At 56.7% G+C, this 13,513-nt stretch carries 12 protein-coding genes; 9 read left to right on the top strand and 3 right to left on the bottom strand.

Annotation, left to right across the window (positions count from 1 at the left end):
* Positions 1-130 precede the first annotated feature (130 nt).
* The 5 genes from H9I52_RS13495 (at position 131) to H9I52_RS13475 (ending at position 6,713) form a co-directional block, all read left to right on the top strand.
* Positions 131-784, top strand: a complete 654-nt coding sequence (locus H9I52_RS13495) for a lactate utilization protein C (RefSeq protein ID WP_187454295.1) — start codon at positions 131-133, stop codon at positions 782-784.
* A complete protein-coding gene (locus H9I52_RS13490; protein ID WP_139516065.1) occupies positions 759-1,544 on the top strand; it encodes a UDP-2,3-diacylglucosamine diphosphatase in 786 nt (261 codons plus the stop codon). The genes H9I52_RS13495 and H9I52_RS13490 overlap by 26 nt, the downstream gene beginning before the upstream one ends.
* Before the next feature lie 79 nt (positions 1,545-1,623).
* Complete coding sequence (locus tag H9I52_RS13485) at positions 1,624-2,460, top strand: hypothetical protein (protein WP_187454294.1); 837 nt, start codon at positions 1,624-1,626, stop codon at positions 2,458-2,460.
* 192 nt (positions 2,461-2,652) lie between these two features.
* Positions 2,653-3,813, top strand: coding sequence for a zinc-dependent alcohol dehydrogenase (locus H9I52_RS13480; protein ID WP_139516067.1), 1,161 nt, complete (start codon positions 2,653-2,655; stop codon positions 3,811-3,813).
* A 371-nt stretch (positions 3,814-4,184) separates the two neighbouring features.
* A complete protein-coding gene (locus H9I52_RS13475) occupies positions 4,185-6,713 on the top strand; it encodes a S8 family serine peptidase (protein ID WP_187454293.1) in 2,529 nt (842 codons plus the stop codon).
* A 101-nt stretch (positions 6,714-6,814) separates the two neighbouring features.
* Here the strand turns inward: H9I52_RS13475 and H9I52_RS13470 are convergent, their stop codons facing one another.
* Positions 6,815-7,630, bottom strand: a complete 816-nt coding sequence (locus tag H9I52_RS13470; RefSeq protein ID WP_187454292.1) for a M57 family metalloprotease — start codon at positions 7,628-7,630, stop codon at positions 6,815-6,817.
* A 557-nt stretch (positions 7,631-8,187) separates the two neighbouring features.
* On the opposite strand from H9I52_RS13470, the gene ricT reads away from it, so the two are divergent.
* Both ricT and H9I52_RS13460 read left to right on the top strand, forming a co-directional pair.
* Positions 8,188-9,789: a stage 0 sporulation family protein gene (gene ricT / locus H9I52_RS13465; RefSeq protein WP_187454291.1), complete on the top strand. Its 1,602-nt coding sequence runs from the start codon at positions 8,188-8,190 to the stop codon at positions 9,787-9,789.
* A gap of 6 nt (positions 9,790-9,795) precedes the next feature.
* Positions 9,796-10,278 (top strand): gliding motility lipoprotein GldH, encoded by a 483-nt coding sequence (locus H9I52_RS13460; RefSeq protein ID WP_187454290.1) that lies wholly within the window; start codon positions 9,796-9,798, stop codon positions 10,276-10,278.
* 165 nt (positions 10,279-10,443) lie between these two features.
* Here the strand turns inward: H9I52_RS13460 and H9I52_RS13455 are convergent, their stop codons facing one another.
* Positions 10,444-10,635 carry a cold-shock protein gene (locus H9I52_RS13455; RefSeq protein WP_139516071.1) on the bottom strand — a complete coding sequence of 64 codons (192 nt, stop codon included), beginning with the start codon at positions 10,633-10,635 and terminating at the stop codon, positions 10,444-10,446.
* 279 nt (positions 10,636-10,914) lie between these two features.
* On the opposite strand from H9I52_RS13455, the gene H9I52_RS13450 reads away from it, so the two are divergent.
* Positions 10,915-11,127 carry a hypothetical protein gene (locus H9I52_RS13450; protein ID WP_187454289.1) on the top strand — a complete coding sequence of 71 codons (213 nt, stop codon included), beginning with the start codon at positions 10,915-10,917 and terminating at the stop codon, positions 11,125-11,127.
* A gap of 129 nt (positions 11,128-11,256) precedes the next feature.
* Positions 11,257-12,459: a hypothetical protein gene (locus tag H9I52_RS13445; protein WP_187454288.1), complete on the top strand. Its 1,203-nt coding sequence runs from the start codon at positions 11,257-11,259 to the stop codon at positions 12,457-12,459.
* 110 nt (positions 12,460-12,569) lie between these two features.
* Here H9I52_RS13445 and H9I52_RS13440 read toward each other — a convergent pair whose 3' ends face one another.
* Complete coding sequence (locus tag H9I52_RS13440) at positions 12,570-13,451, bottom strand: SDR family oxidoreductase (RefSeq protein WP_187454287.1); 882 nt, start codon at positions 13,449-13,451, stop codon at positions 12,570-12,572.
* Positions 13,452-13,513: the final 62 nt, after the last annotated feature.

The following is a 13,513-nucleotide window of genomic DNA, read 5'->3' as shown; positions in this document are numbered from 1 at the left end:
TTCCTAAGGAAGTCGGCGTTTTGTTTTATAGACGAATAAGCTTCTTTACATTCCAGCGCTGTTTTTACCCAGTGTAGCTTCGCAACTGCCTATCTTTATCGCGCCGCTTTCACCACATTCCGGCTTTCTTATGTCCGAAACTTCCCGCGACATTATTCTGCGTCGAATCCGCGAATCCTTGCAAAAGCCTTCGCCTCAGCCTTCCGCCCCCGATTTTACGGCGCCTTTGCATCCTGCTGCCACCGAAGACTTGGCGGTGGCATTTGCGCAGAGCTTTCGCCGCGTAGGTGGCGAATTCTATTACTGCGCGACGGAAGAAGATTTCTACGACCAGCTCTTCACTTACAAAAAAGAGAAAAGTCTGGAGAACCTTTATGTGTGGGAGCCAGAGCTGAAAAAGCTTCTTCACGCCGGCGGAATCGTGTTTCTGGGCGACGAGAAGGATTTCATTCAACACGCCGATGCGGGGCTTACTACCTGCGAAGCCTTGGTGGCACGCACGGGCAGTGTGCTGGTAAGCGCGGCAACCAGCAGCGGTCGGCGGCTGAGCATTTACCCCGATCAGCATTTAGTAGTGGCTCGTACGTCGCAGGTGGTAGCCGACATTGGCGACGCGCTGCAAATCGTGCGGGAGCGGTATGGCGACAAATTGCCGTCCATGATTTCGCTCACGACCGGCCCAAGCCGCACCGCCGACATTGAAAAAACGCTGGTACTCGGTGCCCACGGCCCACGCAGCATCGCTTTGTTTTTAATTGATGACGCGCCCGACGCAACTGCCTGATCTTGCGCTGCCACCCGGTCGCAACGTGTATTTCGCTTCCGATTTCCACTTGGGCGCCCCCACTGCGGCCAGCTCGGCGGCGCGTGAGCGTAAAATCGTGCGTTGGCTCGACCAAGTAGCCCCCGACGCGGCCGCTATTTATCTGCTCGGCGACATCTTTGACTTTTGGTTTGAATACCGGCACGCCATCCCGCGCGGCTTCATCCGGTTGCAAGGCAAGCTGGCCGAACTAACCGACGCCGGTGTTCCCGTCACGTTCTTTACCGGCAACCACGACATGTGGATGTTCGACTACTTTACAAAGGAGTTGGGCATTCCAATTCTGCGCAAGCCGGTTAGTCAAGTAATTGGCAATCAATTATTTCATATTGGCCACGGCGATGGACTGGGGCCAAAAGACTACACGTATAAAGTACTGAAGCGCATTTTTGCCAGCCCAGTTGCGCAGTGGCTTTTCGCCCGTATTCATCCCAACTTGGGCATTGGCATTGCCAACAAATGGAGCCAGCGCAGCCGCATTCAGAACGCGGCATCGGACGAAAAATACTTCGGTGACGACGAATGGCTGCTGGTGTATTGCCGGGAGCTAGAACAGCAGCAACACCACGATTACTACGTGTTTGGTCATCGGCACTTGCCCCTTGATGTGGCCGTGGGCGAACACAGCCGCTACGTAAACCTTGGCGAGTGGGTCAATTATTGCTCTTACGCGGTTTATGATGGCAAGCATTTGGCCCTGCGGCATTTCGAGCAAGCGTAACCGCTACAAGCGTCTTTTGCAGGGGCTGCTTATAGCAGGGAGCTGTATTGCCGCTGCTACTGCGCAAGCTCAAACAACTGTGCCTCAGGCCGCTTCGGTAGCTCCGCCTTCTAAGCAAGCGCCGGTATCGACAACGCCTACCAGCAACGGCATTGCTGCTCTGAACGCGGCCAACTCCTGGACGCTGGTGCGTACCATCAAGCTGCCGCAACCCGGCGTTGCGTCCGTCGATCGGCGGGGCACGCTCTATGTGGCTGACCAGCAAAACAATATTCACCAATACGGCCCCGATGGGCAGCCGCTCAACACGTATTCGCCGCCTTTGCCGGGGCACGTAGCGCAGCTGGAAGCCTGGAACACCACCAAGATGCTGGTCTTCTACGATGACCGGCAGGAAGTGCTGCTACTCGACCGTTTTTTGGCCCCGATTACGCAGGTTCGCATTGCGGATTTTCTGGACGGCATGGTGCGGGTGGCCACCCTCGCGCCCGACGACAAGCTGTGGCTCTTCAACGAAAGCGATCTGAGCTTGCAACTCTACGACCCCACGCCGCAACGCCTCACGCTGCGCACCCCACTCGACCTCATTATCGGGCGTACCAAACCTGATTTTCGCTTTCTGCGACAGTACCAAAACAACCTTTACCTAGTCGATCGGACAAGCGGTATCTATGTGTTTGATAACTTAGGTAATTATCGTAAGAAGCTGCCGTTCAATGGGTTAAGCTTTGTGGGCTTCCGTGGCGATGAGCTGTATTATGTAGGCAGCGACAATGCCCTGCATTTCTTTCAACTCTACACCTTCGCCGAGCGGTTGCTGCCGCTGCCGGCCGTTGGCGATGTGCGGCAGGTGGTGTTGGGGGAACAATACACGTATGTACTTACCGCAGCCGGGGTCTTGGTATATCGACTCTAGCGCTGCCTCAGGCACAACGGACCCAACGGCAAACGCCTCGTCTATAAGTCTGTAGACGAGGCGTTTGCCGTTTGTGAACTAGCTACTGGAGCTCGGCAGTAGTAACCCGGCCGTAGAGCGGTGCGTTAGTCAATACCGTGGTCTGCCAGGCCATTTTATGCCACCCCATCTCCAAAACCAAACCCTATTTTTATGAAAGCACTCGTGTATCATGGAATGAGAGACGTCCGCGTCGATACAGTAGATGATCCTAAAATTGAAGAGGCACGCGACGCTATCATCCGCGTTACCAGTACCGCCATTTGTGGTTCCGACCTGCACATTTACAACGGTAGCATTCCGCAACCCCGTCCAATGGTACTGGGGCACGAGTTTATGGGCATCGTTGAGGAAGTTGGCAAAGGCGTAGGCAACCTGAAAGTGGGCGACCGCGTGGTAGTGCCCTTCCCGATTGCCTGCGGTACGTGCTTTTTCTGCAACCACGAGTTGCCCGGCCACTGCGAAAACTCTAACCCCGACCATTACGGTCCCGAAGGTGGCCTCATGACGCAGAAAGGCGGTGCCTTGTTTGGCTACACCGACCTGTACGGTGGCTACAACGGCGGCCAAGCTGAGTATGTACGCGTACCGTATGCCGATTTTGGCCCGCGCGTGATTCCGGATAGCCTCACCGATGAGCAGGCCCTGTTCCTGACCGATATTTTCCCAACGGGGTACTCCGGCGTAGACTGGGGCGAAGTGAAAGGCGGCGAGTTCGTGGCCATTTTCGGTTCGGGCCCAGTCGGGATTATGGCGGCAAAGTCGGCGTGGTTGCGTGGCGCTGCTCGCGTGGTCATCGTGGATACGCTTCAGTATCGCCTCGACAAAGCCCAGCATGCCACCCATTGCGAAACCATTCTGTGGGAAGATGCCAAATCGGTAGTGGAACAAATTCGGGCCATGAGCAACGGCCGCGGTGCCGACGTATGCATCGAAGCCGTAGGATTTGAGCCTGATCGTGATCTTCTGGATCGCGCCAAGGCTGTAATCAACTTCGAGAAAGGCTCGCCCAAAGTGCTCGAAACTTGCATGAGCGCCGTGCGGCGTGGGGGCATTGTGTCGGTGCTGGGCGTGTACAGCTCGCCTTACGACAACTTCCCCGTGCACCAGTTCTTCGACAAAGGCATCACGTTGCGCGGTGGCCAAGCACCCGCCCAAAAGCACATCGACAAGCTGCTGCAATACGTGATCGAAGGCAAAGTAGTGCTGGATGACATCATCACGCACCGCCTGCCGCTGGCCGAAGCCGCCCACGGCTACGACATCTTCCGCAACAAGAAAGACAACTGCGTGAAGGTGGTGCTAAAACCATAACGTCTCAACGGCGTTCATGTCGCTGTAAAAGGGCCTGCTTTAAGCAGGCCCTTTTTGCGTTTTTACACGATTATTTACCTGTTTTTCACCGCGCATAAAGTTTGATGCAATTATGAAATATATTGATTGTTAGGTATTTATATAATAGCACTCAGCTTCTTGCGATTGGGGGCTTTCCTTATCTTTGGAAAGGACTGTTTTGATCCGGCCGCCGCTCTTATCCGCTCTCACCCACCGTTTCGTTAATGCGCGATTTCTACTGTTTGTTCTGGTGCCAAGCCAGCCGAAAGCTATTGGTGCTGGTGTTATTGCTGAGTTATAGTAACAATTTATTTGCTCAGAAGCGGCTCCAAGATGTTCCGCGAGACAAGATGGCTCCTTCATTGCATAATGCATTAAGCGAGAAGGGGTTACAAAGCGTTCGGGTAAGCGTGCAGGATGCCGCCAGCTTTCGGCAGTGGCTGCGCGAACACCTACCAACCGCGGAGGTTACCCAACCGGCTTCGTCTAAAGGTGTGCTGGCATTAAGTAAGCTGAGCCCGGCCCAAGTGCAGCAGCTGGCCGTGTGCCCGCTAGTCGAGTTTGTAGATGTGCCCAACCGCCGCGCACACGAAGAAAGTCAGCAGAACAAGTCCGATCTGAGCCTGAACAAAATAACGGTCGTGCACAGCCGCTTCCCGCAGATGGCGGGCCAGGGCATGACCGTGTCGGTAAAGGAAGGCCAGTTCGACGCCGCCGACATCGATTTCAAAGGGCGTGTACTCAACGCCAATCAGTTTTCGGGGCCACCTTCGGCGCACGCCACGGCCATGGCTACGTTTATGGCCGGCGGCGGCAACTCGGCCCCCACAGGGTTGGGCGTGGCTTGGAAGGCTCAGCTTGCCACTTCCGATTTTGCGCAATTGCTTCCCGACGATGCCCAGCAACTTCTGCGAACTGGGGTGTCGGTCCAAAACCATTCTTACGGTGTCGCTATCGAAAATTATTACGGCCTCGAAGCCCGTGAATACGACCGCAGCACCTGGCAGAATCCAACGTTGCTGCACGTGTTTTCGTCGGGCAACGACGGCGACAAAGCCAGCCCCGATGGACCGTATCGGGGCATTGCGAACGTCGCCAATCTCACGGGGCAGTTCAAAATGTCGAAGAATACGCTCAGCGTGGGGGCAACCGGTGCCACGGGCCAGGTTTCACCGCTTAGCTCGCGAGGCCCTGCCTACGACGGCCGCATAAAGCCCGAGATAGTCGCCTACGGCGACGGCGGCACTTCTGATGCCGCCGCGCTGGTATCGGGGGTGAGCTTGCTGGTGCAACAGGCTTACCAACAGCAACATAGCGGCGCGTTGCCGCCTGCTGCTCTGGTGAAAGCCGTCCTGCTCAACAGCGCCGACGATGCAGGGCGGCCCGAAGTTGATTTCGAATATGGCTTTGGCCAAACAAACGCACTCGGGGCTGTCCGGACCGTGGCCGACAATCGTTTTTTCACCGATGCGCTCACCCAAGGCAGCGATAAAGTTTTCCCAGTGACCGTGCCGCCGGGCGCGCGGCAGTTGAAAGTGACACTGGCCTGGCACGACCCGGAAGCCGCAGCCAATGCCGCTCAGGCTTTGGTCAACGATCTGGATTTGGAACTCGTGCAAACCAGTACATCTGCGCACTGGAAGCCTTGGGTGTTAAGCACTTACCCTCATGCCGATTCGCTGATGCTGCCCGCCCGCCGCGGCCCGGACCATTTGAATAACGTCGAGCAGATCACGGTTGCAGTGCCAGAAGCGGGTCAATACGAGGTGCATGTGCGCGGCTACCGGGTTGCGACTGGTCCGGCCCAGCCTTTCAGCGTTGCTTACGAAACCAGCAGTGGCTTCGAGTGGGTGACGCCACTTCAGGAAACCGCTATTCGTCCCGGCGCGGCTACGCTTTTGCGCTGGCAGTGGAGTGGGCTTGCTACTACCGGCCACCTTGAGTATCAGACCGTTGGTAGTTCAACGTGGCGGCTCGTCAATGCCAACGTCGGCTTGGCCCAAGGGTATTATTCCTGGACTGCACCCGATACGGCGCAGGTGGCGCAGGTCCGCCTGCTAATTGATGGGGTAGCGTACCCGTCGGAGTCGTTTCTGATTGCTCTCCCGCTGGCGTTGCAAGTTGGTTATGCCTGCGCAGACGAAGCGCTGCTGTATTGGCGGCGCGTGCCAGAAGCCTCTGGTTATCAAGTATATAAAATGGGGGCAAATTCTCTGGAGCCAGTTGTGCTCGCCACCGATACCACTTTGGTCATCAACCGCAGCCAGTCGCCGGCCTTGCAGTATGCGGTGGCTCCGGTGTGGCAGGGCCGGGAGGGCGCGCGCAGCATCACCATCGACTATACGCTACAGGGCACGGGCTGCTACGTCAGAAACTTCCTGCCCCGCCAAGCCGTGACCGATACCGTGCTGCTCGACCTAGAGATCGGCAGCCTGTACCAGTTGCAAGCGCTACGCTTGGAAAAGCGGATCAACGGTACGTACCAACCCATCCAAACGATTACGCCGGTGACGCAGTTGCGCATGGCCCTAACTGACCCGGCGCCTAACCCAGGCCAGAATATGTACCGCGTCCAGCTCGTAACAGCCGACCGGCGCACCTACTACAGCCAACCGGAAGCGGTGCAGTTTGTGCCGACCAACGACGTGCAAGTGTACCCCAACCCAGTAGCGGCCGGCCAACCGCTCAGCATAATCAACGGCGAAGACACGCCCGTGCACCTGCGCCTCTACGACAGCATGGGCCGCTTGCGCCGCGCCGCCACCGACAACGGCGTCACCAAAACCTTCGATACTTCTGGTTTAGCCAAAGGCCTCTACTTCCTGCAAGTGCGCACCAAAGCCGGCCGCCAAACAACCCGCAGGGTAGTGATTCTGTAATTGTCAGATTGTCAATTGGTTACGGATAAACAAAAACCCTGGTCCGTAATGGGCCAGGGTTTGTCTTTCCTTTACCTAGAGTTTACAAGCTGGAAGGCCGATTAATAGAGGTAGTTGAGAGCCGTGCGGTCGTTGGTGTTGAACGGACGGTTTACGCCAGTACCGATGCAAGCCAGCATCCACGAGTTCGGATCTGGGCCGGAAGGAGTGCCGGGAATTAGCACGGCGCCAACGGTGCTCGCGCCTTCGTTTACGGCTGAGCCACCGCAGCTATACTGCCGGCTCATGTAGTCGGTGTGGCGGAAACCGATGCAGTGACCGATTTCGTGAGCCAGTACGCTGGCAATGGTCGTGGTGGCATAGCTGGTGCCTAATGCATCGGAGTTGACCAATACTTGGTTGTAAGGATTACCGCCCGAAGGAAAGCCCGCCGAAGCCAAGTAAGAAGAGCCACTGGGCGCTTTGGTAAGAGTAATGTTAGCGCCCGAAGTAACGCGGCGCATCGTAATGCGCAATCCCTCAGCATTATAGCGACGAATGGCTTCGTCGGCGGCCGTTACGTATGCCGATGGCAACGTGCTCGACACGGCCACCGTGATGGTGCGGGGCAGGCCGGTTACCAAGTTATTGGTGCGGTACTGCTCTTCTTCGCCAACGCGCATGAGCTTATACTCGGGGGCCGTGCCCAGCTGTGCTGCGTCGATGCGGATATCGCCTTCTACCAAATACGAATCGCCTTCGCGGGTAATATTTTGGGTGCTGAAGCCTAATTGTTTAATTTGAGCCAGCGCTTGTGCCGAAACCTCTTCTTTTTTGGGAGAGTTGGTCGCAACGCCTTCTTCTTTCGAGCAGGAGGCCAACGCAACCAGCGAGCAGGCGCCAATAGTAAGGGTGGAAAGTAAGTGGGTGAATTTCATAAGGGACTGTGGTTGGATAATGTGGGTGAAGGGAGATAGGTAAGTGAAAGAGTGGTCAAAAAGTATTGTGATATTTTCAAAAATCAACCGCAACTTTTAAAATATTTATACGTATCGGCCTGTTTTATTGCGAAGAACGCAATAAATGGATAGAAAAATCTCTTTCTGAGCGCAAGAATGTTCTATCCAGTTGGGTGGAAATTGCTACTGCCGGTATTCCGAGCGCGCTGCTTTACTGGCTACCTAATGCATTTGGCAATGCGCGTAGCACCCTCGGCTAGGCAGGACAACCTATTATCAGGGATAGCGAGCAATTACGGTCCGGCTAAGAATTATTTATTTGTACATAATAAGTTGATTATCAAATTATTATGTCTTTATAAAACTCGTCCGTATTGCTTCAGCGTTTGAGAAGTCGTATAAAGGTGAGGGAAAGGTTACTCGACGCGCCCAAGGAAAAGCCTGGGCAGGGGGGAGGGCTTTGAAATTCCTATCTTTGTAGACAACCGATTTCGTGCGGACACTTGTCCGCCTCACGATATATATATTCTCAAGCCGTGGCTTGTTCTTCTTGTTCTTCCGGTGGCGGTTGCTCCACCACCGCTGCCGGCTGCGGCTCCAAAGGGAGTTGTAGCTCGGGCGGGTGCAACCGCCTCAATGTATTCGACTGGCTTCAGGACCTTGACCTGCCCAGCGATTTTAAAGAGTTTGATTTAGTGGAAATCCGCTTCAAGGGCGGACGCAAAGACTTTTTTCGCAACGCCAGCCGGCTACCCCTCGTCACCGGCGATCCGGTAGTGATTGAAGCAGCCGGCAACGGTTGGCATCTGGGCCACGTCTCGCTGAAAGGGGAGTTGGTGCGCCTGCAAATGCGCAAGAAAAAAGTCCCCGTCGACTCCAAGGAAATCCGCAACATCCTGCGCGTCGCTTCTCCTCAGGACGTGGAACGTTGGGAAGCCGTACGCGACCTCGAAACCGGCACCATGTTCCGGGCCCGTTCGGTGGTCGAAGAGCTGAAGCTGAAAATGAAGCTCTCCGACGTCGAGTACCAAGCCGACCGTTCGCGCGCCACGTTCTTCTACTCCGCCGACGACCGCGTGGACTTCCGCGACCTGATCAAGCGCTTGGCCGATGAGTTTCGTATCCGTGTGGAAATGAGGCAGATATCGCTTCGTCACGAAGCCGGCCGTTTGGGCGGCATTGGTTCGTGTGGCCGGGAGCTGTGCTGCTCTACGTGGCTCACCGATTTCAAAAGCGTAAGCACAACGGCGGCTCGTTACCAAAACCTGAGCCTCAACCCGGCCAAGCTTTCGGGTCAGTGCGGCCGCCTCAAGTGCTGCCTTAACTATGAGCTCGACACCTACCTCGACGCGCTGAAAGACATTCCGCAGGTGTCGCGGGCATTACAGACCGAAAAGGGCGAAGCCTTTTTGCAAAAGACTGACATCTTCAAGAAGCGCATGTGGTTTGCACTGCGCGGCGACAACAACTGGGTGATGCTCGACACTGCCCGGGTGCGCGAAATTCAGGACATGAACAAGCGCGGCGAAAAGCCTGAGAGCCTGCTGCCCCCGGTGCGCGAGGAAGACAAAGCGCCCGAAGTTTCGGCCATTGTGGAAGGCAACCTCGATCGCCTCGACGACAAAATCAAAGGCGCCAAGCGGGCCAAACGCAAAAAGAAAAAGTCGGACAAGCCGGCTAGTTCTATTGTCGGCACGTCGATGATTGGAGTGCCCAACACACCTTTGCCGTCTGCGCAGGTGGTTGTCAAAACTCCCGGTACTACTAAGGCCCCCGACGCTCCAGCCGGTACTGCTAACGCTGCCGAAGAGCCGCGCCGGCCGCGCGGGGCTGCTGCCCGGCCCCTCAACCGTCGGAACAACCGCAACCGCAACGCCGACGGCAATCGCCCCGAAAAAGGCGACGCCCGCCCCGATACCCCCGCCGAGGGCCGGCCACCCCGCCCAGAGCGGACGTCAGAGCGCCGCCCACGGCCCACGCCGCCGGCTGGCCCGGAAGGTTCGGGTCGCCTAGCAGGTGAGCCGGGTAGTGGCGAGCGCGGCAACCGCGAAGGCCGCTCCTCTCGCCGTGGGTCGCGCTCGTCGCGCTCGGGCGATAATGGCGCGCCAGGTTCCACTCCTTCGCCCTCAGCTTCCTAAATGGTTATGGTTCAAGTACTTCGTGCACTACCATTTTTGGGGTTGCTGCTGATGCTGGCGTCTTGCGATCCTAACCAGATCTACGAGAAAAACACTGATTTCAAGGACTTTACGTGGGCCGTACAGGAAAAGCCCGCGTTTGAGTTCGAGATCAAGGACACCACGCAGCGCTACAACGTTTACTTCAATATCCGCAACGCCTCGGCGTACGGCTATTATAATCTCTACGTGAAGCACACGCTCTCCGACCCCAACGGCAAGCGCGTCTCGCAGCTCCTGCACCAAATGGTGCTCATGGACCCGCAAACCGGTGAGCCCCGGGGCCGTGGCACCGGGGATATTTTTGATCACCAGTTCTTGGCCCTGCCCAATCAGCGGTTTCACGTGGCCGGTACGTATAAGCTTTTGTTAGAGCAGTATATGCGTCAAGATCAGCTGCCTGGCATTATGGCCGCCGGAGTACGCGTGGCCAAAACGGAGGCCAAATAAAGTACGCGCCCTAGCGCTACCACAACCCCACACCGCCCGCCTGCTTACTCCCTAAGCAGGCGGGCGGTGTGCATTTGGGAGCAACTGGCCCAAAAAAATCCCGCTCCGGCATAGGCCGAAGCGGGAAGGCAATAAGTGTGTAGGATCGAGCTACTAATGTAGTAATTAAATACGCTCTACTTTCACTGCGTTCAGACCTTTTTTACCCTCAATAACTTCAAACGATACACGGTCGTTCTCGCGGATCTCGTGGATTAAGCCTGTCTGGTGTACGAAGATGTCTTGGTTAGTGTCATCCTGGATGATGAAGCCGAAGCCCTTGGACTCGTTGAAGAACTTCACTTTACCTGTTTTCATGGAAGCTGTACTGGTTGTATGGTTAGAATGTAAGATTAGGGTAAAAATATGGGTATTTCAAAACTTCGGTAAAGGAAAAGTGCATTGATGAGTTTGTTTCGCCCTATTTCCGGCCGCTAACGATCGGTGGGACAAGGTGAAAAGAGCAGCGTAGAAAGTTGTAGTCGCGTAGCCGGACGTGTTGCGTCGGGCCTCTCGGAGGCGGTGTGCACCAACTCTGCTTTGCCGGCCGCGTATGGAATAGCCAGGCATTCACTGACTTTTCTAACCTCCGATTTTATGGCCGACAATCAAGAAAAACAATCCGATAAAAAATCCGCATTGGCGGCTGCCGGCACTGAGCGTCCAGCGCCGCAGGATTCTGCCGCGCCCGTTGCCTCTGTATCCAGCGAAGCTTTGGCCAGTGCCGAAACAAGCGTCGGCAAAGGTGCCGTAGCCGGCGAAAACGATACGCAGGAAAACAAAGAAGCCGACCCCAATACGCTGCGCTAAGCGCCCGGCGGCTTTGAGCGTCCGCGCAGGTTTGGCTCCGCAGCTAGCAAAAAACTCTGCTTTCGGCGGCGCGTATGGTGTATCACTAGGAAGCGCCTTGCTGCTTCCTTTCTTCAGACTCGCAAGATTATGGAAAACGACAAGTCCACGGAAGGCAGCCAGCCTGCGCAGGCGCCTAAAAATGCCGAGCCGCAGGTCGGCGACGGCGCCACGGCCAGCGAAACGACGCAGGACGCCAAAATGGGCCCCGGTGCCAGCAATACCCTCGCCAACAGCCGCACGCAACCCGAAACGCCCGGTATGCAAAACGCCGGCGCTCATGGCGCCTTGGAAAGAGCAGACAATCCTTCGGGGCAAGTATCTGACAGCCAGCAGGATATAAAAACCAGTACGGGCGAGGGCGGACCCGATGCGCCGAAGAACACACCAACCAACTACGGCGGCAACTTCGGCAACAGCGTGCAGGATATTTTCGATGACCCCGACCGCCTCGAAAACCAGTTGAGTGGCCCAGCCCGCGGCGAATTTGGTAGCCACGGCTCCGGCACTACCCAAGGCGGCTACGGCAACCAATACCGGGCCGACGATACGTATGCTGGGCATTTGGGCACGCAACATGCTTCCAGCGGCGGGTACCAGGGCGGCCGGGCTGAGAACAACACCAGCTCGCTGGAACAGGAACCCGGCACGGGTTTCACGCTCCAACCCGACAACAGCACGTTTGGTACTCAGCCGGGCACACCGCTAACGGGCACCACCGTCGATCCGCAATTTCACAACGACAATGCCTCGCCCCACGGCGAAAGTGCCGGCTACAGCGCCGATTACGGGCACTCGTCACTGGGCGGTGCTCAGGCGCCGGCACAGCCAGCAGCAGCGGAAGTAGGCGATGGCCAGCGCAACCAACGCGAAGACTACATTCCATCGCAAACGGACTCCGACCGCGACGGTTTGGCTTTCGACGCGCAGCCGGTTGGTACGGCCCAACGCCAAGCCGCCGACAACGGCGGACGCGATGAGCCCGGCCCGGCCGGAGCTCCCGAAACGCCAGCACCCGGTCCTGATCCGGCATCGCGCACTGGATATACCGACACCAAAGGCCAGCAGAGCTACACCGGCAACAGCAGCCAAGGCGTAGGGTCGCGCGGAGGTTCTTACAACGACCCCAACGACAACCAAGCCGGTACCGACACCGACAAGCCGAGCCAAGAAAGCTACGGTCGTGCCGCCGACAACCAAGCTCCCGTACCCCCGAAACCCGCCGACGACTCCGACTACGGAACGGCTCCTCGCCGCAACGCTGGCCGTGACAACGACGAGGCTCGTTCTTAGAAGTTGTTGATAGTCAGAGTATTATAGTAGTAAAGCAGAAAGGCCTCCCGTAAGCGGAAGGCCTTTCTGCTTTACTACCGTTCGTCAAGACTTGGAGTAGATTCCGCGGCTTACTGCGCGGGAAGGAAATCGATGCGGTTGGCTTGGGCAAAATCCCGGATGGAAAACGGAGCCCGGCCGAGGATGTTCTGTACGTCCGGAGAGGTTTGCGAAGCGTAGCCAGCTTGGCTGATGTGGTTTAGCTCCATGAGCGCATCGGTCATCCAGGCCGGGGCTTGCGCCATGGCTTGGCGAGCGGCTTCTTCCGAAATAGCTACGTACTCTACGGGGCGGCCGGTCGCTTCTCCTAAAGCTTTCGCAACCTCTTGCATATCAATGGCTTCGGGGCCGGTAAGCATATACGCTTTGCCATTGTGCTGCTCCACGTCATTGGTCAGGATGGCCGCGGCTACTTCGGCAATGTCGCGTACGTCTACATAGGCCACCTTGCCTTCGCCCACGGCGGCGTACAACTTGCCTTCGTGGCGGATGGAGTCGGCGTTGTAGTTGATGAAGTTTTGCATGAAGCCGCCCGGCCGCAGAATGGTGTACGGTATGCCGCTCTGCTCCAGATACTTCTCAATTTCGCGGTGCCAGCGCCCCAACTGAATCCCAGGCTCACTTTCGGCACCGGCGGCCGACAAACGCACGATCTGTCGGACGCCAGCCTGCTTGGCTGCGTCGATAAACTGCTTGCTGATGGCCACCTGGTCTTCGGTGAAGGGCGTGATCATAAACACCCGCTCCGCACCCGTCAGGGCAACGTGCAGCGTTTCAGGCTTATGAAAATCGACCTCGACCAACTGAATATCCGGGTCGAGGTGCTTCAAACGATCGCCTTTGATAAGCGAATGCACCCCGGCCCGCACCGTCAGTCCTCGGTTGGCCAACGCAATCACCGCTTCCGAGCCGACTGTGCCCGTCGCGCCCGTAACAAGAATAGTGTGAGACATTCTTTTGATAATTAGAGAGTTATATAAGTCAAGAAACTAGGTGCCGCCAGCAGAAGTACGCG

The organism is Hymenobacter sp. BT491 (assembly GCF_014349165.1).
In the GTDB taxonomy this organism is placed as follows: domain Bacteria; phylum Bacteroidota; class Bacteroidia; order Cytophagales; family Hymenobacteraceae; genus Hymenobacter; species Hymenobacter jejuensis.
This window is presented reverse-complemented; position numbering and strand designations above follow the sequence as displayed.